This is a genomic window from Streptomyces spinosus (assembly GCF_020400655.1).
Lineage (GTDB): Bacteria > Actinomycetota > Actinomycetes > Streptomycetales > Streptomycetaceae > Streptomyces > Streptomyces argyrophylli.
The window spans coordinates 25399-48831 of the sequence record NZ_JAINRC010000034.1 but is presented as its reverse complement, the minus strand read 5'-3'; the positions used below and the strand labels follow the sequence as shown (position 1 = coordinate 48831).

Annotated in this window: 17 protein-coding genes and 4 pseudogenes; 8 read left to right on the top strand and 13 right to left on the bottom strand. The window is 71.2% G+C overall.

Going from position 1 to position 23433, the window contains the following annotated elements; translation table 11 throughout:
• From LG395_RS39465 to LG395_RS39455, 3 genes are all read right to left on the bottom strand, one after another.
• Positions 1-877, bottom strand: an 877-nt coding sequence (locus LG395_RS39465; protein WP_225814226.1) for a hypothetical protein, incomplete at its 3' end; no start/stop codon positions are given.
• A 144-nt stretch (positions 878-1021) separates the two neighbouring features.
• Positions 1022-1342, bottom strand: coding sequence for an SDR family NAD(P)-dependent oxidoreductase (locus LG395_RS39460; protein ID WP_225814224.1), 321 nt, complete (start codon positions 1340-1342; stop codon positions 1022-1024).
• Positions 1343-1414: 72 nt separating this feature from the next.
• The gene (locus LG395_RS39455; RefSeq protein WP_225814222.1) at positions 1415-2398 is read right to left on the bottom strand and encodes an SDR family NAD(P)-dependent oxidoreductase; all 984 of its coding nucleotides are present in this window, start codon (positions 2396-2398) and stop codon (positions 1415-1417) included.
• Positions 2399-2540: 142 nt separating this feature from the next.
• Here LG395_RS39455 and LG395_RS39450 point away from each other — a divergent pair, with 142 nt between their 5' ends.
• Positions 2541-3125, top strand: a complete 585-nt coding sequence (locus LG395_RS39450; RefSeq protein ID WP_225814220.1) for a TetR/AcrR family transcriptional regulator — start codon at positions 2541-2543, stop codon at positions 3123-3125.
• A gap of 313 nt (positions 3126-3438) precedes the next feature.
• On the opposite strand, the gene LG395_RS39445 is transcribed toward LG395_RS39450, so the two are convergent.
• The 5 genes from LG395_RS39445 to LG395_RS39425 all read right to left on the bottom strand — a co-directional run bounded on the left by LG395_RS39445 (position 3439) and on the right by LG395_RS39425 (position 7422).
• Positions 3439-4089 (bottom strand): uracil-DNA glycosylase, encoded by a 651-nt coding sequence (locus LG395_RS39445; protein WP_225814218.1) that lies wholly within the window; start codon positions 4087-4089, stop codon positions 3439-3441.
• Between the two features lie 302 nt (positions 4090-4391).
• On the bottom strand, positions 4392-5000 hold the full coding sequence (locus LG395_RS39440; protein WP_225814216.1) for an SDR family NAD(P)-dependent oxidoreductase: 609 nt from the start codon (positions 4998-5000) through the stop codon (positions 4392-4394).
• Between the two features lie 443 nt (positions 5001-5443).
• The gene (locus LG395_RS39435) at positions 5444-5719 is read right to left on the bottom strand and encodes an aldo/keto reductase (RefSeq protein WP_372463527.1); all 276 of its coding nucleotides are present in this window, start codon (positions 5717-5719) and stop codon (positions 5444-5446) included.
• A gap of 178 nt (positions 5720-5897) precedes the next feature.
• Positions 5898-6104, bottom strand: a complete 207-nt coding sequence (locus tag LG395_RS39430; protein ID WP_225814214.1) for a ferredoxin — start codon at positions 6102-6104, stop codon at positions 5898-5900.
• A gap of 118 nt (positions 6105-6222) precedes the next feature.
• A complete protein-coding gene (locus tag LG395_RS39425) occupies positions 6223-7422 on the bottom strand; it encodes a cytochrome P450 (RefSeq protein WP_225814212.1) in 1200 nt (399 codons plus the stop codon).
• Between the two features lie 217 nt (positions 7423-7639).
• Between LG395_RS39425 and LG395_RS39420 the strand changes: the two genes are divergently transcribed.
• From LG395_RS39420 to LG395_RS39410, 3 genes are all read left to right on the top strand, one after another.
• A complete protein-coding gene (locus LG395_RS39420; protein ID WP_225814210.1) occupies positions 7640-8800 on the top strand; it encodes an NAD(P)/FAD-dependent oxidoreductase in 1161 nt (386 codons plus the stop codon).
• Positions 8801-9158: 358 nt separating this feature from the next.
• Positions 9159-9806, top strand: a complete 648-nt coding sequence (locus LG395_RS39415) for an RNA polymerase sigma factor (protein ID WP_225814207.1) — start codon at positions 9159-9161, stop codon at positions 9804-9806.
• On the top strand, positions 9803-10870 hold the full coding sequence (locus tag LG395_RS39410) for a CU044_5270 family protein (RefSeq protein ID WP_225814205.1): 1068 nt from the start codon (positions 9803-9805) through the stop codon (positions 10868-10870). Before LG395_RS39415 ends, LG395_RS39410 begins: the two co-directional genes overlap by 4 nt.
• A 222-nt stretch (positions 10871-11092) precedes the next feature.
• Here LG395_RS39410 and LG395_RS39405 read toward each other — a convergent pair.
• The 4 genes and pseudogenes from LG395_RS39405 to LG395_RS41860 all read right to left on the bottom strand — a co-directional run.
• A pseudogene (locus LG395_RS39405) lies at positions 11093-11293 on the bottom strand (DUF488 domain-containing protein); the annotation flags it as partial.
• A gap of 157 nt (positions 11294-11450) precedes the next feature.
• The gene (locus tag LG395_RS39400; RefSeq protein WP_225814204.1) at positions 11451-15164 is read right to left on the bottom strand and encodes a S8 family serine peptidase; all 3714 of its coding nucleotides are present in this window, start codon (positions 15162-15164) and stop codon (positions 11451-11453) included.
• A gap of 198 nt (positions 15165-15362) precedes the next feature.
• Positions 15363-15488, bottom strand: a pseudogene (locus LG395_RS41865) (IS5/IS1182 family transposase); the annotation flags it as partial.
• 2 nt (positions 15489-15490) lie between these two features.
• Positions 15491-15831, bottom strand: a pseudogene (locus tag LG395_RS41860) (transposase); the annotation flags it as partial.
• Between the two features lie 868 nt (positions 15832-16699).
• Between LG395_RS41860 and LG395_RS39390 the strand changes: the two are divergent.
• The 4 genes and pseudogenes from LG395_RS39390 to LG395_RS41935 form a co-directional block, all read left to right on the top strand.
• Positions 16700-19480 carry an AAA family ATPase gene (locus tag LG395_RS39390; RefSeq protein WP_225814202.1) on the top strand — a complete coding sequence of 927 codons (2781 nt, stop codon included), beginning with the start codon at positions 16700-16702 and terminating at the stop codon, positions 19478-19480.
• Between the two features lie 413 nt (positions 19481-19893).
• Positions 19894-21309: a DEAD/DEAH box helicase gene (locus LG395_RS39385; protein WP_225814200.1), complete on the top strand. Its 1416-nt coding sequence runs from the start codon at positions 19894-19896 to the stop codon at positions 21307-21309.
• A gap of 205 nt (positions 21310-21514) precedes the next feature.
• Positions 21515-21757: a DUF5302 domain-containing protein gene (locus tag LG395_RS39380; RefSeq protein WP_225814199.1), complete on the top strand. Its 243-nt coding sequence runs from the start codon at positions 21515-21517 to the stop codon at positions 21755-21757.
• An 85-nt stretch (positions 21758-21842) separates the two neighbouring features.
• Positions 21843-22462: pseudogene (locus LG395_RS41935) on the top strand (transposase); the annotation flags it as partial.
• A 65-nt stretch (positions 22463-22527) separates the two neighbouring features.
• On the opposite strand, the gene LG395_RS39365 reads toward LG395_RS41935, so the two are convergent.
• Complete coding sequence (locus tag LG395_RS39365; protein ID WP_225814198.1) at positions 22528-23406, bottom strand: ABC transporter substrate-binding protein; 879 nt, start codon at positions 23404-23406, stop codon at positions 22528-22530.
• Between the last annotated feature and the right edge of the window lie 27 nt (positions 23407-23433).

Genomic DNA, 23433 nt, shown 5'->3' with positions numbered 1-23433 from the left:
GCGGCCTCAGTCGCCGGAGAGGAGCGTAGTAACGGGGATCGACCGAGGGCGGTTCCTCTGCCGCCGCGAGCGGCAGGTGCACGTACTCCAGTGTGCGGCCCTTCGGCCACCTCCGGATGATCGCGTCCGCCAGTTCGGCGACCGCGGCCGCGTCGTGAGGTCGGCTCGCCGCCCGGTGCCCGAGGTCGCCGAAGCACAGGTGCACTCCGAACCGCGAGCCGTCCGGCGCCTTGGCCGCCTGCCGGGTCACCAGGAGGGCGAGAAGCCGCGCCGCCGGACGGCGCAGCACGCGCGGCATGGTGTTCACGGCGACCAGGGCCGCCGGGGACTCGAGCTGGAAGACCACCGTGTCGGCAGCCGTGGCGTGCACCGTCCGAATCTCGGCCGAGAGTGCCTGGAAGAACGCACGTATGGCGCGTGTCATGCCTACCGGGCCGAAGGTGAACAGCGCCATGTCGAGGTAGCCGGGTGTCCCGATCTGGAGCGGCAACTCGGCGGTGGCGGGATGCCCCATGCCGGCCAGGGTGTGGAGCTCCTCGGCCGCGAACTCGGCGAGCCGCAGAGGGACGTCCGCCCCCCGCAGTCGTTCGCCGCGGCGCACGGCCAAACGGTCGGTGTCGTCGTATCCGCTCCAGTCGCCGTTTCGTACGACACGCACCTTCGGCGAGACCTTCAACGCCTTGACCACGGGGACGAACCACATCAGGCGGTCTCCGGTCTCGCCCCCGCACAACCGCCGCAACCGGCCGGCGAGGTCTCCGACCTGCCAGCGCAGGGCCTGCTCCGCGGTGCGGAACTGGGGCAGGCTGCCCACGAAGTGAAGACGCCGTTCCGGCGAGGCCTGCGCCTCGGGACGGTTCGCGGAGGCCGCCGTCAATGTGGTTCCTCGGATCGCACGGTGTCCGGGGGAGTGACCCGGCCGATGACAGATGATCGTATCGTCAACACGGAGTCCTGTTGATCACCTTCGGGTCACGCCACGAAGAATTCCCGGAAGCTGCGGTCGATCTTCCCCCAAATGTCACAGCGCCAGCGCATAGGGTCGCGTGCAAGCTGTCGCCGCCGCTGATGCCGGCACTGTTGACGCCGGAGTCCAGGCGCCCGGAGTCGCTGACGGCGGTCCGAACGGCGTGTGCGATCGACTCTTCGTCCCTCCGTCGCACTGGACGTGGCGTGCTGTACGGTCGGCCTCGTGGATCAGAGGCACGGCCAGCGTGGTTTCGGTGCGTCCGGCGACGGTGACGGTGCAGCCCGCGGCAGCCACGGTCAGCGCACTGGCTCGTCCGATGCCGGTGCCCCCGCCGGTGATGAGCGCGGTGGTTTCCTTGAATCCCTCACGCATGACGGTTGGCCCTTCCCGGCGGGCCGCCCGTCGGGGCCGGCCCACCCTCGTCGTGACTAGGGGATGGTGCTGTCAGGCGGTCGTCGCTGTGGCCGCGAGCATGTCGATGGAGACCTGCCAGAGAAGGGCCGCCCGCTCGGGGTCCACGGCGTGGGCCGCTACGCCGCGGCGGATACCGGGCTGGTGCGGGGCGGCCTCGTTGCAGTCCTCGAAGTACCGACCACTGACCCCTTCGACCAGCGGGGAGGCGGCGAGCAGCACGGATGTGGCGGCTCCCTGCGGGATGTCCTTCCAGGACACGTCGGTGCTGCCGGCCTCGAACGTGGCCGGGCTGTTGGAGATGTCGCCCATGTGGCGGCCGAGTCGGGTGGTGGTGATGCGGCCGGGGTTGAGGGCGTTGACCGCGATCAGGTCCGACGCCCAACGGCGGCTCGCCTCGACGGCGAACAGGACGTTGGCGGTCTTGGACTGGCTGTAGGCCGCCCACGGGTCGTAGGGGTGCCGGTCGAAGTTGATGTCGTCGAACAGGACGTCGCCGTTGACGTGCCCCACCGAACTGACGGCAACGACGCGGGATCCGCGGGCCGAAACGAGGGCGTCGTGCAGGCCGGTGGCGAGCGCGAAGTGGCCGAGGTGGTTCGTGGCGAACTGCAGCTCCCACCCCTCCTTCGTCCGCTCCAGCGGTGAGGCCATTACGCCGGCGTTGAGGACCAGCATGTGCAGCGGCCCCTGCCACGCCTCGACGAAGGAGCGCACCGAGGCCTGGTCGGTGAGGTCGAGCAGCGTGGCATGGACGCTTCCCGGACCGCTCTGCGGGGTGATCTCCTGTGCGACGTCCGCCCCCGCGGTGAGGTCACGCACGCCGATGACGACCTCGGCGCCGGCCGCGGCCAGCACACGAGCGGTTTCACGTCCGATTCCGGAGGCCGCGCCGGTGACGACAGCGCGCCGACCGGTGAGGTCGACTCCGGTGACCACCTCGGCGGCGGTGGTCTGAGCCCCGAAGGGGGTGGTGATCAGGTGGTCGGTCACGAGCTGCTCCAAGAAGGCGGTCATGCGGGGCGGCGTGCGCGCAGGCGAGTGGCGCGCGGGCAGGGTGCCGCCGTAGTCTCATATCCGGAACTGGTTCCGGTTCGCTTATGACAGTAAGCGGAACTGGTTCCGCTTGCAAGCGGCGGCGGCACGACGGGAGTGCGGAGTGACCAGCAACGGCGAGAGGCAGGCGCGGCGCCCCAGGTCGTTGCGCGCCGACGCGCAGCGCAACGAGGACCGGCTGCTGGAGGCAGCGGCAGCAGCGTTCGCCCGCGAGGGAGCGGGCGCCTCGGTCAAGGACATCGCCCGCGCAGCCGGCGTCGGCGTCGGCACGCTCTACCGCAGGTTCCCGTCCAAGGAACTGCTGATCGAGGCGATCTACCGGCACGAAGTGCAGCGGCTGTGCGACTCGGCGCCGCACCTCGCCGCCACACGACCACCCGTGGACGCCCTGCGGACCTGGATGGAAGCCTTCATCGACTTCATGACCGCCAAGGACGGCATGGCCGACGCGCTGCGCGTGGTGCTGAGCGACGACGGCGATAAGATGCACACCCGCGCCCTGCTCGCCGACGCCATCGCCCACTTGCTCGCCGCCGGGGAGGAGCGGTCCCCGGCCCGCTCCGAGGTCGACGCCCAGGACGTGCTCATGGCCCTGGGCGGCATCAGCCTCATGGCCTCCAGTGAGGGGCGTCGCGACCTGGCCACCCGGCTCATCGGCATGCTCCTGCGCGGCATTGTGAAGAGCTGACACGTATCCGGGCCGGCTGGTGGGAGACTCGGACACCTCGTGCCGGTGGCGACCGCCGCGGCCGTTGCACCGGCCTCGTCAAGCGCATCCCGGACCCCGAGGGCGGCATGGCCCGAAAGTCCCGCTTGGGCTCGCGGGGCGCCGGCATGCCCGGCGGGGGACACGACCTCATCACTCGGCGCTCGAAGAGGGCGGCCGAGGGCCTGCACCGGCTGGTGGTGATGTACGGCACCGGCTGGTGGCGATGTGCGGCACCGGCCGCTCGGACCGCGTCAGAAGGAGGCGGCGACGTGGGAGGCGTCCGCGCCGCGGATCAGCTGTCCGCGAGGAGTTCTTCGTCGATCAGGGTGAGCTGGGCGGCGAAGAGCCTGGCACCGCCCTGAGCCGGATGACGTACGGCAAGCGCCTCCACGCCGTTGCGGGCGAGCGCTCCCTGCGCCTTGCGGCCGACCGCGACGATCGTGCTGATCCGGAAGGCGGCCGCCAGCGCGAGGGCGATGGGCGTGCCCCGGCTGATCTCACTGGCGCGCGGGGGGCGGTTGGTGTCGGGCCGGCCGGGTTGGTGCGGGTGGTTCGGGTAGATCGGCCAGAACATCGGCACCGGCCCCCGGAGGGCCGTCACCGTATGCCACACCACGGCCGATGAGTTCTCCCACAGGCCCGGCGGGTCGGTGGGGATCTCGAAACCGTCACCGTCCGGGTCGCCGGTGATCAATCCGGGCCTGGCGCTCAACTGGGCCACGCTCATGAACGGCAGCCCGGTGACGGCGTGACCCCGGTAGCCGGGGGCCTCGCCGATGAGCAGCATCCGGGGACGGACGCCGTCCATCAGCTCCAGGTACCGCGGCAGGTTCCGCTCGCGCAACCTGCCGTCTGCGTCCCGCCCGTACAGAAACCGTGCGTCGTCCGTCCCGGGCAACGCGTGGAGCAGTTCCCAGAACCGGTCGAGGTCCGTCGTGGTCATCGCCCGCTCTCCCCTGAGGAAACCCGCCCGGGTCGGCTTCGGCTGCTTCGCGGCGGCCTCCACGTGCTTGCGGAGTGCTCCGCCCAGGTCTCCGGAAAGCCTACCGGGCTGAAGTGGCCGGTGCCCTCGATGAAGTGCAGGTCGTAATCGCTGTAGTAGTCGCCGAGCGTGTCGCTCCACTCCGTGGGGAAGAGCGCGTCGCTGTCCGGCCACAGGATGGTGATGTTCTTCGAGAACCTGTCCTCCGGCGCCGGTGTGGTCTCGTCGGCGTAGAAGGTGATGGGTTGACGGCGACCCGGGGGTCACGGGTGACGACGTAGGACACGGCGTCGGATGTCCAGGGGCCGCAGCAGCTCCATGCCCTCGATCTGACGCTCGATGGCCTGTCCCACGCCGTCGCGCAGGTGCGTGCCGAGTTCGGTGTCCACGGTGCCGGGCCCCACCAGGCTCACGCGCACGCGCTTCGGGCCGACCTCCTGGCGCAGGGCCTCGGTGAGGCCGTTGACGCCGAACTCCGTCAGGTTGCAGACGGCCGTACCGGGCCGGGCCACCCGCCCGGCGGTGGAACTGATGTCGGCGACGTAGGCGAAGCGGGTCCCCGGGCGCTGGGCCGGGGAGGCCCGCACCACAACGCGGGCACCGCGGTCGACCGCGCGGGCAACGGCCGCGGTCAGGTCGTCCACGGCCAGGTCCCAGTGGAAGCAACCCTGGACGCCGGCGCTCTGGATGTGGTCCGCGAACCGCTGGGGTACCGAGCCGGCGGCTCCACCGCCGCGTCTCCCGGGCCGCGCAGGAGCGCCACCCGGATGCCGGCGTCGGGAATGTCCGTCCGGTGTTCGTCGCGGCGCCCGTACGCGCGGCCTCCCTGCCGCCGGCAGAGGCACGGCGGACGTGGATTCCAGGGCTCTCATCGACCTGCTGCTGCACGGAGTGCTGACGGACTGAACGACCAGGACGGCGGGCGGGCGGCCGGGGTGCACCGCATCACGCCCGGGGCCCGGCCGCTTCGGCAGGCCGGCCGTGCCACGCATCCTCGTACGCGCACCCGGCGGGGGCCGCGCGAAGCGGATGGCGGCCTCCACGGGCCGCCGCGCGCCCGCCCGTCCGGCGCACGGGGGAACCGCGCAGGCTGCGCTCACCGCTGTCGCCTGCCCGGGGCCGGGACCGGAGCACGGCGCGAGGCGGTCGGAGGCGTCCACGGCGCCGTGCGGGACAGCGGCACCTCCATGGCGACGCCGCACGTCGCTTACCGGCCAGCAGCACAACGGTGGTCGGGGCACCGGAGGCTGGACACGCTCCCGGCACCCGGTGCCCGCGGCCGCGCTCCTCCCTCGTGCCGGGGGGCCGGCGCGCGTCAGCAGCGGCGCAGACGCTTGTCGGTGACGGCCGGGGCCGGGTCGATGTAGAAGTCGTCGGGGTTGAGGTCGACACCCGGAGGGACGATCTCGTCGATACGATCGAGAAGGCCGGCGTCGAGCTCGACGCCGGCACCAGCGAGGAGATCGGCCAGCTGCTCCGGGCGGCGCGGACCGATGAGCACCACGCAGACCGCCGGGTGCGCGAGGACGAAGGCGACGGCCAGGTGCGACAACGGCAGGCCGGCCCGGTGGGCAGCCTGCCGATTCCTCACCACTGCCGCCGCATCCGGTAGCGCTCCGCCGCCCGCGAGCAGCCCGGTGCGCAGACGCCTCCTCGTCCCGAGCGCGGTGCCGGGCCGGGTGCCGCCTCGGGCGCCGCTGCTTCGGAGCCCCGTGTCCCGTGCGGGCCGGGTCGGACGCCGGGCACGCCCGTTCCCGGCCCGCACGGAGTCAGGCCGTAGACGCCTCTTCCAGGCGGATCGCGGCGGCAGGGCAGATCTGCGCCGCCCGGCGCACGTTCTCCAGCTCACCGGCGGGGGGCTCGGCATGGAGGAGGATGACGACCCCGTCGTCGTCCCGCTGGTCGAAGACCGCCGGAGCCGCGGCGACGCACTGTCCGCCGGAGACGCAACTGCCCTCATCAACCGTGATACGCATGTTCACCTTTCCCTGTGCTGATACGTCGAGCTGATTCGCTGTGCTCATACGTGGTGCTGATACGTCGTGCTGATACGTTGCTGTGTCGGCCGGTGACACGGCCCCCAGCCGGCCCGTGTCAGAGAAGGACCGGCAGGCTCTCCAGCGCGTACACGTTCCCGCCGCCGGTGTACCGCAGTTCCTCCGCAGGTACGGCGAGCCGGATGTCGGGGAACCTCTCGAACAGCGCCGGCATGGCGATCTGTAGTTCCACGCGGGCCAGGTGCTGACCGACGCACTGGTGGATCCCGTAGCCGAAGGTCATGTGCGCCGAGGGCTCGCGGGTCAGGTCCAGGACGTCGGGCTTCTCCACGAACTCCGGGTCACGGTTGGCCGTCAGCGCGGACACCAGCACGCGGTCACCCGCCTTGAGCGGATGGCCGGCCACCTCCATGTCCTCGGCCACGGCGCGCGTCAGCGTGCCCGAGATGGACAGGTAGCGCAGAAGCTCCTCGACCGCGTCCGCCGTCGAGTGCGCCGGGTCCATCATGATGGCCCGCTGCTCGGGCTGCTGCATCAGGGCGAGCGCGCTGAGGCCGATCATCGCCGCGGTCGTCTCGTGACCCGCCACCACCAGGATGCCGAGAAGCCCGATGAGCTCGTCGTCCGTGGCCTCACCGTGCTGCCCCGTCACGAGGCGACCGACAAGACCGTCCCCGGGGTTCTTGTGGTTCTCCGCCACGAGTGCGCCGACGTACTCGTTCAGCCGCATGAAGGCCGCCATCGCCTCGTCGCGCGGCAGTGACACGTCGGTCACTCCTGCCGAGACGGTGTGGAAACGTTCGTGATCGGACTCGGGTACGCCCAGGACGTGGCCGATCACCGAGGACGGCACGGACAGGGCGTAGTCGGCGACCAGATCCACCTCGGGGCCGGCCGCCGCGAGCGCGTCCAGTTTCTGCTGGACGACGCGCTCGATCATCGGACGCATGGCCGCCACCGACTTCGGCATGAAGGTGCCCATGACCAGACGCCGCAGCCGCTGGTGTTCGGCGCCGTTGTACCGGGGCAGGAACCCGGGCTGCGCACTGGAGATGCTGTCCTCACCGGCAGGAGCCGGGACGAAACTGTGGTCGATCCTGCGGTTGCCGAAGACAGAGCGGACGTCCTCGTAGCGTGTGAGCAGGAGCATGTCCACATCGCCGTACTCGGATTCGCTCACCCGGATCTCGGTGGGACGGCCGCTCTCACGCATGGCGACCAGTCGCGCGGAGGGGTCGAACGGGCAACGCGGCTCTCTGTCGGTCACGACGAAGCCACGGCTTTCGCTAGCGGTCAACGAAAGTCTCCTCAGGATGATGGGGCCGTACGGGCGCGTGCCCGAGCCGGCGAAGTGTGAGACGGGGAGGCGGAGCACGCGCGCCGCCACCTGGTGTGCGCCGCCGACCGTCCGACGTCCCTGGCGAGGCGGGGTCTTGGCGACGCTCTGCAATATTTCCTGATTAACTTGCCCTGTCAAGGATCACTTGGGTCAACTGACTGACAGGGAAGCGCAGTTGAAGCGTGTAGATGCCACGGATGTGCTGCTGATCGGAGGCTCGATCGCCGGAGCCACGACGGCCGAGGCGCTCCGCCGCAGGGGTTTCACCGGCAGCATCCGGCTGGTGGGCGACGAACCACATCTCCCGTACGACCGGCCCCCGTTGTCCAAAAAGGTCCTCGCCGGCACCTGGACACCCGATCAGGTCACCCTGTTCGACGGGAAGCGCCTGGACGCACTGGGCGTCGACGTCACCCTCGGCCGGCCGGCGGTCCGGCTCGACGTGCTCGACCGGGTGGTCGGCCTGGCCGACGGGAGCGCCCTTCCCTACCGGACCCTGGTCATCGCGACCGGACTGAGGGCCAGGCCCCTGCCGTACGGGCACGGCCTCGCCGGCGTCCACACGCTTCGCACCCTCGAGGACGCCATGCGGCTCAGGAAGGACTTGCTCAAGGCCCGCAACGTGGCCGTCATCGGCGCGGGTGTCCTCGGCTGCGAGATCGCCTGCACCGCGCGGGAACTGGGTGTCGACGTCACCCTCCTCGACCCGAACCCCACTCCCATGTGGCACCAACTCGGGCCCGAGATCGGCAAGATGATCGCCGAGCTGCATGCCGGCAACGGGGTGGAGCTGCGCACCGGGACCAGGGTCACCGGTCTCTCGCAGCACGCGGGCCGGGTCGGCGGCGTCCACCTCGAGAACGGTGGGACGGTACCCGCCGACGTCGTCGCCGTGGCCGTGGGTTCGACACCCGCGACCGGCTGGCTGGCGGGCAGCGGGCTCACCTTGGACGACGGTGTCGTGTGCGACGAACGCTGTCGTGCCGGGGAGGGTGTCTACGCCGTCGGTGATGTGGCGCGCGGCCCGTGGGAAGGTGGCACCGGCAGACGCCTGGAGAACCGGACCAACGCCACGCAGCAGGCCGTGTTCGTGGCGGCGGACATCCTGGGAGCGCGCGAGCGGTACCAGCCCGTGCCCTACTTCTGGAGTGACCAGTACGACGTGCGGATACAGGTGCACGGGTCCGTGCCAGGAGACGGCGAACTAACCCTCCTGGAAGGCGACTTGGCGTCCCGCCGGTTCGTGGTGCTCGTCTCGCGGGGTGAAACCCCCGTCGGGCTCGTCGGGTGGAACAGCGGGAAGAGACTCAGCGTCGCCCGTCGCGAGTATCTCTGATCCTCCTCGGAGTCAACCACGTGTTCCATCACCTCGACGAACGGGACACTCCTGGACCGCGCCCGCTGCCGGGCCGGTGGGAGTAGCGGCACCGGCCGATGGGCGTCCCCCGGGGTCTGACGGGGCACGAAGAGGGCTCGGGGCCCCGGGAACGGCGAGCGCCGCCCGCGATGGAGCACGGCCATGAAGGGCGCGAGGCGCCGCGCCCGGGGCCCCGAGCGCAGGGCGTCACGCACGGGCGCCCCCTGCGCGTCCAAGCCGCTGTAGCCCCGGTGTGCGAGGGCCCAGTGGTGTGCGTCCTCCCGGTGGTGTGGCGCACGACACAGGAACGCGGCCGGACCCGCGGAGAGAAGAAAGTGTGAGGCATACAGAACCCAGTGAGTCATTGCGGCCGCGCGTACGGGCGGGGGACCGTGCGGCGTTCGCCGACCTGTACGACCGGAACGCCCGCACGGTCTACAGCCATGCCCTGCGGCTGACCGGTAACTGGTCGGACGCCGAGGAGGTGATGTCCGAGACCTTCCTCAGCGCATGGCGCACTCGGGAGACGGTCGATCCGGAGGGCGGTTCACTCACACCGTGGCTGCTCGGCATCGCGACGAACAAGGCGCACAACGCCAACCGCGGTCTGCGCCGCCGGCTCGCCTTCCTGGCGCGCAGCCCGGAGCCCCGGCCCGTGGAGGACTTCGCCGACGAGACGGCCGGCCGGATCGACGATGCCCGCCGTCTCGCGCTTGTCCACGACGCCCTGCGCCGGCTGCGGCGCCCGGACAGGGAGGTGATCGCCCTGTGCGTGGGCGCCGGGCTGGACTACCAGCAGGCCGCCGAGGCGCTGGGCATCCCGGTCGGCACCGTGAGGTCGCGGCTCTCGCGTGCCCGGGCCCGACTGGCCCGGTACAGCGCCGGTGCAGCGCCTCGAGGAAACGTGGAACCGCGTGGCCGTCGCGGAGAGGAAGAGAGTGAGGCCGCGATCGCGGCCCTGTTCCTGCAGGAGGAGACCCGATGAACGCCGACAACCCGCGCTCCGGCTCCGCCCGGAGTCAAGCGGAGGAGTTGCTGGCAGCTCCGGCCGACTGGGACCTCTCGCCGAGCCGCCACCGTCACCACAAGGACATGCTGATGCAGCAGATCGACCAGGACCTCTCCGCTCCGGGCGCAACGTCGCCCGCCCCGCCCCGCCGCAGGCTGCCACGCCTGGGCCTGGTGCTGCCCGCCGTGTCACTGGCCCTGGCCGGCGCCCTGGTCATCACCTCTTCCCACGGCGGCCACGGTTCCGCTCCGGCGGCCGGGTCCGCCGCTTCCGGACCGGCCCGCGTGAACAGCGCGACCGCCACCCTCGACCGGATCGCCGCCGCGGCCATGAAGACGGACGTCACGCCGGTGACGGAAGACCAGTTCGTGTACATCCGGCGCCTGGCGCGCGAGAACAAGGGCGCCTTCGGCGGTCCGGTGGCGCTCGGAGCCACGCACAAGGAAGAGGCCTGGACGGCTCAGAAGCCCGGTCCCGTGACCACGACCGGCTGGCTGCGTTCGAGTGGGAAAGACGCCGTCATGCCTGGTCAACTGGTGCCCAGTACCTTCGCGACTCCCGTGCGCCCCGGCCTGTGGCACCCCACCTACGCGTGGCTGGCCCAACTGCCCACCGACCCCGACGCCCTGCTCAAGGTGCTCTACAGCCAGACCACGGTGGAGAAGGGCGAATCGAAGGACGAAGCCGTCTTCAGGGAGATCGGCGACCTGCTGGGCAGCGTGATCATGCCGCCCGCGACCGCCTCCGCCCTGTACAAGGCCGTCGCCAGGGTTCCCGGCGTCACCCGGGTCCCCGACGCCGTCGACGCGGCCGGCCGCCACGGCATCGGCATCACACACAAGGACAGCGGTTCCAGGACCCGATCCGTGTTGATCTTCGACAAGGGCACACTCGCCTACCTCGGCTCGCAGGCGTACTTCATCAACGGTGGCGCCAGGACGGGGAGTACGGCAGGTGACGTCCTGTTCGGTGTCGACGCCGTCATGGCCCGCGGAGTCGTCGACCGGCACGGCGAGGTACCGCCGAAGACCGCCGGCTGATTCCGCCGTGGACGGGGTGGGGCTCGCGCGCCGCCGGCGCCGGGCCCCGCATTGGCGTCGGACGGTTCGATCAGGCGGGGGAGGTCTCGCCGCCGTCGCTCCCGCGAGGGCGGCGAGCTTGGCGTCAAGGTAGGGGATCAGTTCCTCGGTGCCGTAAGAGGTGAGCGCCTCGGCGCCGAGGATGTCGCGCACGCCGGCCGCCGAACCGCCAGTGGTGGTGGTGAGCAAGGTGACCTTCTCGTGGGCGGTGAGATCACGCAGGTGCCGCACGGCCGGCCGGTGATCGGCGTCCTCCAGTTCACCGATGTAGCGATCCCCGAACTCCGCGAAGCGCTCCTGGTCGTGGTGGTGCCAGTGACGCAGGTCCGCCGACGGCGTCACGTCGCGGAGCCATTTGTCCGCGTGAGCCCGTTCCCTGGGCATTCCGCGGGGCTACAGGCGGTCCACGAGCACGCGCTTGCCGTTCCGCGACGAGGTGTCCTCATAGATCCTCTGACACCTGGGAACGCCGCGTGGGCGGGGCCGCCGGCTGCGGTCCCACCCACGCGGTGCTGTCCCGGGTGACTCCCGGGGGGTGACGTCAGCGCAGGCCGAAGGCCCGGGTGATCGTCTGCGAGACGGTGTTGCCCGCGCTGTCCCGGGCGCCGACCCGGAGGGTGACGAAGTCGGCGGACCGCGGCGCGCGCAGGTTCGTCCGCCATCCTTCGTCGCGCCGGCTCAGGTCGGTCCGCTGCCAGGTCGCACCGTCGTCGTACGACACCTCGACGGTCGGTTTCCCGATGGTGCTGGTGGTGCCCGGCAGGTGCGAGGCGGTCACCGTCAGGCCGGCGTGCCGGTCGGCACGGCCGGACTTGTCGGTGTCCACGCCGTAGTCGAGCTGGATGAGCGGCAGGGACACCGCCGCATCGCTGCCGGTGACCGCGGAGGTGAAGTCCCACTCGGTCAGCGTGTGCGTCGAGTACGGGTTGGCCCAGGTACCGCGGTCGTTGTCGAGGACCAGCCGGTAGGGCAGGCGCTCGGCGCCGAGGCCGGGAACCTGGAGGTACTCGGCGTTGCCCCAGTCGAGCTGCTGGTCGCCCTGGTAGAGCGACATCCAGTCCTTGACGTCGAAGTTCGCGCCGGCCTCGCCGACGTGGCCGGACCCCGAGTCACCCCAGCCGGGCGCGGTGATGTACATGGTGTCGAGGTAGCGCACCGGCTGGTAGTTGATCGGCCCCATGCGGGGCCGCTGGATCGGGCCGAACCAGCTGACCTTGCCGGTCTTGCGCGCCGGGTAGGTCAGCGGCTCGATCGAGTGCTGCCCGGTCTCGCCCTGGATGAAGGCGTCGTCCAGCCACGTGGTGCCGGCGGTGACCCAGTCGGTGCGCTCGCCCTGGGCGGGCGCGGTGAGCTGGTTGCCGACGGCCCAGCCGCGCCAGACGTCCGGGCGGAACTCCATCGCCTTGCCCTGCCGGTAGTTCCGGAAGGAGACGTCCACCCGGCCGAGATCCTCGGACTCCTCACGCCAGGTCGGGTCCGCCGGAACGGCACCCGTCCAGTGGTGCACGACGTCGTAGACGTAGTCGGTCGTGGGGTGCGAGGTGACCTTCAGCGAGACCGTGCCGTGCCGGAGTCGGCCGAGCAGGTCGGCGCCCTGGTCGGCGTTGAGCGTCGCCACCGTCACCGGGGCCGGGCTCTCCGGGCTCCAGGGGTTCTCGTCCCAGGGCTCCATGCGGCCGACGCCGTCGTTGACGACCAGCAGCAGCCGCGCGCCGGCGGCCGCGGCGACCTCCGCCTGGGCCTTGATCCCCGCCGTGCCGGCACCGCGCACCACGACGGCCTTGCCGCGCACGTTCTGCCGCGCGAGCTCATCGGCCGTGCCGTCACCGGCGAAGACCGCCGTCAGGTTCCGGGTACCGGCGGGCAGCGGTGTGGCAGCGCGCTTGACCAGCGGGTCGTTGAAGGTCGTCGACTTCGTGCTCACGGTCAGCGCAGGCTGTTCGAGGCGGAAGCGTGCGCCGGTCTCGAATTCGCCGTCGGTGACCTTCTTGCCGGTCGGGAGCGCCCAGATGCTGTCGTACGACGAGTCCGGGAGCATCGACGTCTCCACCAGGCTGTCGGTGAAGGACCGGTGGGCATCCAGGCGCGGTGCGACGGCGGTGGTCTGCTGCGGCACGTGCGCCAGGATCCGGCGTGCCTTGCGGCCGTCCAGGGTGACGGTACGGTCCTGGTCCAGCTTCACGTCGTTGAAGGCGAGCAGCGCCATGCCGCGTGAGTGCGGGCCTTCGGCGCCCTGCACGTCACCGGTGAGCCAGCCGCTGTAGCTGCCGACGGGCAGCCGCGCCGTGCCGGTGCCGGACGCGTCGAGGTCCATCACCGTGAAGAGGTGTTCGGCGGTCAGGACGACCCGGCCCTCCAGCGGCTTGCCCGAACGGTCCTTGGCGACCACGGTCAGATTCTGCCGCCGGCCCTCGCGGGCCGCGCCGATCAGGGTCCGGGCGCGGACCGTCCCGGCGGCGTCCGTACCGGTGATCATGGCGCTGACCGACTGGTCGCCCGCCAGCTTGTCCAGAGCCGCGGTCAGCGTGACCGCGGCGGTGCCGTGCGCGGGCACGGTGACATGATCCTCGGAGAGGCTGAACAACCCGGCTGGGACGGTGCCGTCGACCGCCAGGCTGAGGCTGGCCGGGGCGTCGCCGACGTTGGTGTACGTCACCGTCTGGACGTCAGTCTCTCCGGGCTTCGGGGGCCACGTGTGGAAGCCGGAGTAGGCGGTCGTGGTGGCGAAGACCGTGGTGTGCACGGCCGCCAGCGCGTCGAGCCGGCCGGCGCCCGCCTGGTACGGGGTGTACGCCTCGGTTGCCTTGGCGCTGCTGACCAGCGCCTCCTTGAGCTGGGTGCCCGTCCAGTCGGGGTGCTCGGAGGCGAGGAGCGCGGCGGCACCGGCGACGTGCGGTGTCGCCATCGACGTGCCGCTCATCGTGGTGTAGTAGCCGGAGCCGCGCTTGTAGTGCGAGCGCGCCGCGACGATGTCGACGCCGGGCGCGGTGATCTCCGGCTTCAGCCCGCCGTCGCCGTCACGCGGGCCCTGGCTGGAGAAGTCGGCGAGCGTGTCGGTGGAGTCGACGGCGCCGACGGTCAGCGCGGAGTCCGCGGCACCGGGGCTGCCGATGGAGTGCGGGCCGCCGTTGCCCGCCGCGATCACGAACAACGCGCCCGTTTCGTGGCTCAGTTCGTCGACGGCCTGGCTCATCGGGTCGGTCTTGTCACCGCCGCCGCCCAGACTCATGCTGATGATCCTGGCCTTCTGGTCACGGGCGGCCCACTCCATGCCCGCGATGATCCAGGATTCCTGACCGCTGCCCTCGGAGTTGAGCACCTTGCCGACGGCCAGCCGGGCGCCGGAGGCGACACCCCGCTCCTTGCCGCCGGAGGCACTGCCCGTGCCGACGATGGTCGAGGCGACGTGCGTGCCGTGGCCGTTGTAGTCGGCGATGTCGTCCTCGCCGGGGACGAAGCTGGCGCTGTCGGACACCTGCCCGACCAGGTCCGGGTGTTCGGTGTCCGCGCCGCTGTCGAGCATCGCGACCTTCACGCCCTGGCCGGTGTCGCCCTCCGCCCATACCTTCTGCGCGCCGATCTGGGCGGTGGAGTCGGCCAGGTCGGCCTTTACCTTACCGTCGAGCCACACGTGGGCGACGCCGCCCGCGAAGGACGGCTTCGCGGACCGGGCCGCCGCGCCGGAACCCCCGGTGAGCGAGGACCAGAACTCCGGTGCCTGCTTGTGGTTCTGGGCGAGGGCCGCGCCCTGGATGCTGTCCAGGCGGCGGACGTCGGTCGAGCCGGCCATCTTCGTCCGGGTGCGGGCCTTGGCGGCAGCTCCGGTGTAGCGCACGATCAGCGGCAGCCGGGAGCTGTGCGCGTCGTCATAGCCCTCGGTGATCAGCCGCGTCACGTTGAAGAGCTGCTTGTCGAGTTTGCCGGCGCTCACGTACGGCAGGGCGGCGTCGGGGTAGACATAGGTGGCGCCGTCCACGACAACGCGGTGGAAGCCGGTGGTGGCCCCGCTCGCGGCCTGAAAGGAGCGCACGACGGTGCCGTCGGCGGCGGTCCCGATGGTGACCTTGTCCCCCGTGATCAGGGTGACGGTGTGCGTGCCGGCATCGCCGGGGGTTCGGTGTGCGGCGTCCTTGGGCGATACCTCGCCGGCGGCGTACGCGGACACAGCGGCAGTCGCCGGTATGACGCCGAGTGTGAGCGCGGCCGCCACGGCGAGGGCGATCGGCCCGGGCCGGGGGATGGGAACTTTGGGCAAAGAAGACTCCTGAGACGCGGCGAAGAGCGAAAGATCACTGGATCCTGTGGCCTCCCCAGCCGTCGTTCAAGGGGTCGCACATGTCGCTCTTGCGCCGTGGCACAGTTGCGCCGCGACCCGGCGGCGTCGTCGGCCACCGCGCGTCCGGGGCATCCCGGGTCGGCGGCTTGGCGCATGCCCTCCGCCGGGGCGGACGCCGATGCACCGCTCGACGGTGTTCCGCTGCTTGTAGACCTCCCGGTCGAAGCCGGGTGGGCGGCCTCCGCGTCGGCCCCGTCGCAGGCGGTGGCCGATCTGGTCGGAAGGCTGCGGGATCACCGCCCGGACTTCGTACTCAGTCCGCCGCGGGAGCGTCCGAGAGCGTGGTCGGCTGGTTCCCCGGCGCGGCCCGCCCGCTTCTACGTGCCCCGGAGGCGTGCTGGTGGGCCCGGAGGACCGTGGAGTCATCCGACACCGTCCAGTCGATGTCGTCGTCGGCGTCCGCCGCCGACAGGACAGCGGCGAGGATCATCTCCCAGGTGCCGTCGAGGGCCACCTGATCGGCCGTTTGTGGACGGTCTGGAGGGAGGTCCCGCCAGGGGGAGTTGGTGCGGTACTTCCACGCGGTGGCCTCAAGAGTGCGACGGTGGTCGGCCCACCGCCGGCCACGGACCGGATCGGCCGGCATCAACGGCTCGATCCGGTCCCACGCCGCATGACAACCGGTGTCCACGATCAAGGGGGAAGCCCCGTGTGATGGTCCGGCGGTACGGCGTGCACGCGTGCAAGGGCCCGCCGAAGCGCGCACCTCGGCCGGCCCTTGTTTGCCGTCCGAGTAGCGGATGGTCGCCGGTCCCCCGGCGGGGCCGTAGCTCGAATCAACCAGGAAGCCGAGCGTGCTGCCGTGGGTGCCGTTGATTGCCACGGTCTGACCTGAGGAGACGACGTTGTCCAGACCGCCCGTGGTGACCGTGCCGGTGCTCCTGACGCTGCCGGCGGCGGTGGGCCGGACGAAGTCGAGCCCGTTGTGGGAGACGGTCGAGCCCGCGCTCACCCCGGCCTTGCCGAGCGCCTGGGCGGACAGGCTGCTGCCCCATCCGTCGAGATCACCCACATCGGTCGCGGTGTCCTGGGTGACGACCACACTGTTGAAGGCGGACGTGAGACCCTGCACCGCGTGGCCGAGCCCCATGGCGTGGACGGCCCGTGTCGGAAGGTTGCGTCGGATGTGAGTGTGTGGGACGGCCTCAGGACGACAGGTGTGACCGGTGCATCGCCCGCCGACAGCCCGCTGAGCGGGGTGTATCAGTTGGCCGTCCGTCGCCCCGCGAACGTGGGGACCCTTACGCGTATGTGGCGGAGGCTGCTTCTGCGACGGTACCGGGGCCCGCCCTGATCCACCGGGGCGTGCGCAGTATCCTGGCGCGTGTGACGTCGAGAGGTGGACACCCTTGCGCTTGGGCAATGACACGCGGTGCGGATGCGAGCGCTGACAGGAGGACCACGGCCTTCGGCACCCGGCTTTCAGTACCGCGGCTCTGGGGGACAGTAGCTCGATGAACGACCTCGGCCAATTGTCGCGCCCTGCGTCCGGGCGGTTGATCGGGCGGGACGAGGACCTGGAGTTCGTACGCTCCCACTTCAGCGGCTCCCTCCACGGTGCGGCCCTGTTGCTGTCAGGGGAGGCGGGCATCGGGAAGACCGCGATCCTCGACGCCGTGGCGGCGCAGGCAGCAGTCGACGGCGTGCGCGTCCTGCGGGTGAGCGGGGTGCAGTTCGAGACCGACATCAGCTACGCGGGTCTCAACCAGCTGCTCGTCCCTCTGTTCGAATCGTTCGATCTGCTGGACAGGGGTCACCGGGACGCCCTCAAGGTCGCCGTGGGCATCGGCAGCGGTCCGCCCCCCGAGCGGCTGCTCACCGCCACTGCGGCCCTGCTGTTGCTGCGCAGGGTCGCCCACGACACCCCGCTCCTGATCGTCGTCGACGACCTGCCCTGGCTGGACCGGCCGACCACCTTCGTCCTCGGTTTCATCGCGCGGCGTCTCGTCGGCAGCCGCGTCAGCTTCCTCGCGGCCTCGCGCGTCACCTCCGACAGCTTCTTCGAGGCGAGCGGGCTGACCGAGCACCACCTCCAGCCGCTCGACGCCGCGGCATCGGCCGCGCTCCTCGCCCAGGAGCACCCGGGCCTGTCCCACGAGATACGGCGGCGCATCGCCGCGGAGGCACGCGGCAACCCGCTCGCACTGGTGGAACTGCCCACCGCCCTCGACCGTGAACAGCGTACGGCGCCGGCGGCGGTGCCTTCGGTCCTGCCGCTGAGCGAACGCCTCCAGAGCCTGTACACCTCGCGGGTGGCCGATCTGCCCGGCCCCACCCGTGAACTGCTGCTGATCGCTGCGCTCGAAGGCACCGGTGAGCTCGCGGTCATAGAGGCCGCGGCCGGGGGCCGCGAGGCCGCCGACCTCCTGGAGCCCGCGGAGCGCGATCGGCTGGTGGAGGTCTCTGCCAGCTCCCGGAGGATGTCGTTCCGGCACCCCCTGATCGGATCCGCGGTGGTGGCCCAGGCCAGTGCCGCCGACCGACGCAGGGCCCACCAGGCGCTCGCCGCGGTCCTCGTCGACCAGCCCGAACGCAGGGCCGGCCACCTCGGCGAAGCGACGACGGGGCGGGACGAGACCGTCGCCGAACTGCTGGAGCAGGCGGCCCGCCTGCGCCTGGGGCGGGGCGACGCGCTGGGCGCGGTGGCGGCCCTCACCCGCGCCGCGGGCCTCAGCGTCTCACCGGCCGACGAGAGCCGACGGCTGGCGGAGGCCGCCTACATCGGCACCGACGCGGGCGGCGACATGGCGGACGCCTCCCGTCTGCTGGTCGGCGCCCGCCGCGCCGACCCGGCCATCCGGGAGGGCTCCCTGCACGCGGCGGCGGCCTCAGCCTTGCTGCTCATCAACCAGGACGGGGACGTCAACACCGCCCACCGGCTGCTGGTCGGTGCGATCGAGGCCGGCGGACACTGCTACGACGCCGCCGACGAGGCCCTGGTCGAAGCGCTGTTCACCCTGATCACGCTGTGCTGGTACAGCGGTGACCCGGAGAAGTGGGCGCCGCTGTTCCGGGCCCTGGACCGGATGACGCCCGCGCCGCCCGATCTGCTGTGGGCGTGCGCCCAGACCTTCGCCGATCCGGCCCGCACCGGCTACCGAGGACTGGACGTCCTCGACGAGCAGCTCGCCGACCTGGGCGACGCGACACACGTCGTACGGGTCAGCACCTGCGCCGTCTACCCGGACCGGCTGGCGGACGTACGGGAGGTGTCCCTCCGCCTGGTCGAGCAGGCCCGCGCGGGCGCCGCACCCGTCCGCAGACACCTCTCCGCCCTGATCCACCTCGGCCTGGACGACTATTACAAGGGCCGCTGGGACGAGGCCATGCGCCTGACCGGCGAAGGGCTCGCCCTGTGCAAGGAGTACGGCTACCCGTTCTTCTCCTGCAAGTTCCAGTTCGTGCAGGCGCTGGTGGCCGGGGCACGCGGTGACGTGAAAGCCTGCGAGGCACTCTGCGAGGAGATCATCGCTTGGGCCGTCCCCCGCGGAGCCCATGGCGCCCGCGCGCTGGCCTTCCACGCGAGGAGCCTGGCCGCGCTCGGCAACGGGGACCCTGAGACCGCCTTCCGGCAGGCCACCGCCGTCAGCCCGCTCACGCCCCTCGCCCCGTATCTGCCCCATGCCATGGCCGGTGCCCTGGACCTGGTGGAGGCCGCGCTCAGGTCAGGACGGGCCGCCGAGGCCGCCACCCACACGAAGGCCCTGCGGGAGTCCGCGATGGCGCGGCTCTCTCCGCGCCTGCACATGTTCGTGCTGGCGTGCGAGGCGCTGACGTCGTCAAACGACGATGCCCAGGAGCTGTTCCAGCAGGCCCTGTCCCTCGCCGACCCCGAGGACTGGCCCTTCGACGTCGCGCGGGTACGTCTGCTGTACGGCGAACGCCTCCGGCGCCGACGCGCGACCAAGGAGGCGCGCGAGCAACTGACCCTGGCGGGCAGGGCGTTCGAGAAGCTGGGGGCAACACCCTGGCTGGTGCGCGCCCAGTCCGAACTGCGCGCGAGCGGCGTCGCGGTCCCGGCCGACACGGGGGGCAGGGGAGGCAGAGGAACCCTGACGGCCCAGGAGTTCGAGATCGCCACGCTGGCAGCGAGCGGGCTGACCAACAAACAGATCGCGGAGCGCCTCTTCCTGTCGCACCGGACGATCGGCGCACACCTCTACCAGATCTACCCCAAACTGAACATCACCTCCCGGACGGCCCTGCGCGACGCCCTTAACGCTCTCGACCGGTAGAAGTCGGCACCTCGCCATCGTGGAGCTTCAACCAACTCGAAGGTCAACACCTACGAGCGGCGCCACCAACCTCATGGCCGGCACCATCCAAGAGTGCTGAATGCTGCGCACGCTGACCTGCACCCGCAGCGGGGGCCGGCTGTCCCGCCCGGCGTCCCGCTCGTAAGGCTCGACGCGTGGCTCGGCAGTTCGCCCGTGGGGTGGGGCCGTTCTTCAAGGGGAACGGTTGTTCCAGGCCGACCCGCTGCCAACACCTGTACACAGGGACGCGGCGCGAGGGTATGCCATGTGTTAGCCTTACGCGTTTGCGTGGTCGTCGCGGTGGGCGATTCTGCCTGTTGCGCTCGGCTTGTGCGTGGGCAGTTCCAACCCGCCGGGCCTTCCTCGGTACGTTCCCTTGCGGAAGGCTGTTCATGAAGCATCCCCATGACTCCGGCATCGCGTACGGCAGTCCCGCCCAGCCGGAGGCAACGACTCCGGCGCTGTTCCCGGCCGTCACCTTCGCCGGTCTGGGACTGCCGACGGAGGTGCTGCGGACGCTGAGCGGACTCGGGGTGCGCGAGCCCTTTCCGATCCAGGCCGCCACGCTGTCCGATGCCCTGGAGGGGCGCGACGTCCTGGGGCGCGGGCGCACCGGCTCGGGCAAGACGCTCGCCTTCGGCCTGCCGCTGCTGACACGGACGGCCCGGCGGCGCGCGGAACCGAAGCAGCCCCTTGCTCTGGTCCTCGTGCCCACCCGGGAGCTGGCCCAGCAGGTCACGCAGGCGCTGACGCCGTACGCCGAGGCATTGGGGCTGCGGATGGCCACGGTCGTCGGCGGCATGTCGATCGGCCGGCAGATCGCCGCGCTGCGTGAGGGGGCCGAGGTGCTCGTCGCCACCCCCGGACGCCTGCACGACCTGATCGAGCGCAACGCCTGCCGCCTGGGACGGGTGAGGATCACCGTGCTGGACGAGGCCGACCAGATGGGCGACCTGGGGTTCCTCCCGCAGGTCGTCGACCTGCTCGACCAGGTGCGTCCCGACGGTCAGCGGATGCTGTTCTCGGCCACTCTGGACCGCGACGTCGATCAGCTGGTCAGCCGCTACCTCCACGACCCCGTCGTCCACTCGGTCGACCCCTCCGCGGGAGCGGTCTCGACGATGGAGCACCACGTGCTGGTCGTCCACGGCCCCGACCGGTACGCCGTCACCACGGAGATCGCCGCCCGCGACGGCCGCGTACTGCTGTTCCTCGACACCAAGCACGCCGTCGACCAGCTCACCCGGCATCTGCGGGCCAGTGGAGTGCACGCCGGGGCCCTGCACAGCGGCAAGTCCCAGCCGCAGCGCACACGGACCCTGGCGCAGTTCAAGAACGGTGCGATCACCGTTCTGGTGGCGACCAACGTCGCGGCCCGTGGCCTGCACGTCGACGACCTCGATCTCGTGGTCAACGTCGACCCGCCCACCGACCCCAAGGACTATGTGCACCGGGCGGGTCGCACCGCGCGCGCCGGTGAGTCCGGCAGCGTGGTCACGCTCGTGCTGGCGGGCCAGCGTCGCGAGACGAGCCGCGTGATGGCCGAAGCCGGCATCGAGCCGACCGTCACCAAGGTGCGCTCGGGCGAGGCGGAGCTGAGCCGGATCACCGGCGCCAGGACTCCCTCCGGGATCCCGCTCGACGGCGAGCCCACCGTCCCTCGGCCCAAGAACACCAACGCTCCCTTCCGCGGCCTCGGCACCAGCAAGGGCACCTCCCGCGGCGCCGGCGGCAAGTCCCGAAAGGCCGGCGAGGCCCGCAAGCTCGCCGAGGCCAGCAGGGCCGCCCTCGTGCGTCGCAACGGCTGAGAGCCGTTGCCCTGGCAGCCTGGCCACGGGATCGGCGACCCTCGGCCCGGCTCGAAGTCGTCATGCGCGCCTCACTCACGAAGTCAACGCCTTTGGCCGCGAGAGGGATACCCGCCGAAACGGAGCAGAATGACGTTGCCGGCGCCTCGCGCTGCGCCCAGCATGACAAGCTGTGCTTGACCACCCCCGAACTCAGGAGATCACCATGACCGCAAAGCCCGTATCTACGGAAGGTTCGGAGCCGGCTGTCCCCGAGACGTCCCCTCTGGAGCCGGACAGCGACGGCAACTACGACCTCAAGCGCAAGTTCCGCGAAGCCCTGGCGCGCAAGCGCGGTGCACAGGCGGACGCCGCTGACATCGCCGCCAAGTCCGATGCGTCGAAGGTGCGTTCGGCCCATGGCCCGGCTGCGAGCCAGCGGTCGTTCAGGCGCAAGAGCGGCGGCTGAGTCGATGCGTCCCGCGATCTACTGAGGTTGAACTCGTGGTGTCGTAGGGGCTGATGACTCGTTGTCCGTGCGGTATTACCGGGGCATGCGGTGTCCACAAGGAGGCGGGCCGACTGCCGAACGGCAGCGGTTCCGCGAGGAGTTACGGCTCGAGGCAGCCGAGCGGTTCGCCCAGGGCGAGGCGAGCTCGGTCATCGCCAGGGCCCTGCGCATCAACGTCCGCTCGGTACAACGGTGGCGGCAGAAGGGGGAGGAGCGGTACGCGGGCCGTGCGGTCGCAGGGGCCGGCATCGTTGCCGAGGCTGAGCCAGGAGCAGTTCGCGCAACTGGAGGCGGTGCTGGCCAAGGGGCCGGCCGTGCACGGCTGGGACGATCAGCGTTGGACACTGGCGCGGATCACGACGGTGATCGGTCGGCGCTTCCATATCGCCTACACGATCCAGGGCGTGCGGAAACTGCTGGCGCGTAACGGCTGGTCCTGGCAAGTCCCGGCCCGGCGCGCCATGGAGCGGGACGACGAGGCGGTGGCCGGGTGGGTCAAGGGGGTGTGGCCCTGCGCGGGAGACTCGCGGCGGCCAGTGGAGCCTGGCTCATCTTCGAGGACGAAGCCGGATTCCCCATGACGCCGCCGCACGCGAAGACCTGTCACAGCGCGGCCGGACCCCGGTGGTGCGGGTTCGCGGCCGCTCCCGCAGACGGATCTCTCGCCGGGATCGCCGCCACTGCTCGTCCACGACCCCTGTACCGAGCCCGCGTACCAGGCCGCGTCCTCAGCCAGAGGTGATCTCGGTGCGGTAGAAATCGGCCGCGGTGAAGCCGGCGGGAACGCCGAGTTCGGCGGCGACCGCGGTGATCGCCTTGTCGCCGACAGTGAGGTCGGCCTGGCCGTCCGTGGTGAAGTACGGCGCGATGAACGTGTCGTAGTGGGCTCGGGCTTCTTCCGCGGTCTGTCCGCCGAGGAACGTCTGCATGTGGCGCACCGTGGTGTCGGGGTCGTCGTGGATCACCTGAAGGGCGCGCCGGTGGGCTCGTACGACGGCATGGACCGCGGGGTCGTCCGGTGCGATGTAGGTGGGGTCGACGGCCACGCCCACGGTGGGGATCTGGAAGTGGTCGCCGACCCAGGCCAGCACGTTCCAGCCGTGCTCGGCGGCCACCGCCTCCGGTGCCATGGTGCTGCCGACGTAGGCGGCGTCGATGCTGCCGTCGTTGAGCCGGCGCAGGTCCATGCCGTAGTCGCCGGGCGAGCGGACGATGGTCTTCACGTCGCGGTCCGGATCCAGGCCGGCCTTTCGCAGCACGATCCGGGCGAATGCGCCGGGAGGGGTGTGCGGGGCGTGGACCGCCAGCCGTCGCCCGGCCAGGTCGGACAGGGAGGTCAGGCCGGGGCGGGCCAGGAACCAGAACAGCGGGCGTTGGGTGTTGACACTGAGTGCGACCCACGGGGTGCCGTCGGTCAGTCGTGACAGCAGTGCCCGGCCGAGCCCGATGGTGGCGCAGCGGCGCAGCCGTTCCACGTCCCAGGTGCAGCCGTCGCGCAGCGCGACGTGGACGCCCTCTTCGGCGTAGAAGTCCTGCTGGTCGGCGATGTAGGCGGCGAGTTCTTCGTGCAGGCCCCGTCCGACGTAGGCCAGGTCGATCGTGTGCATGAACGCAGTTCCTTGATCGTTTGAGGG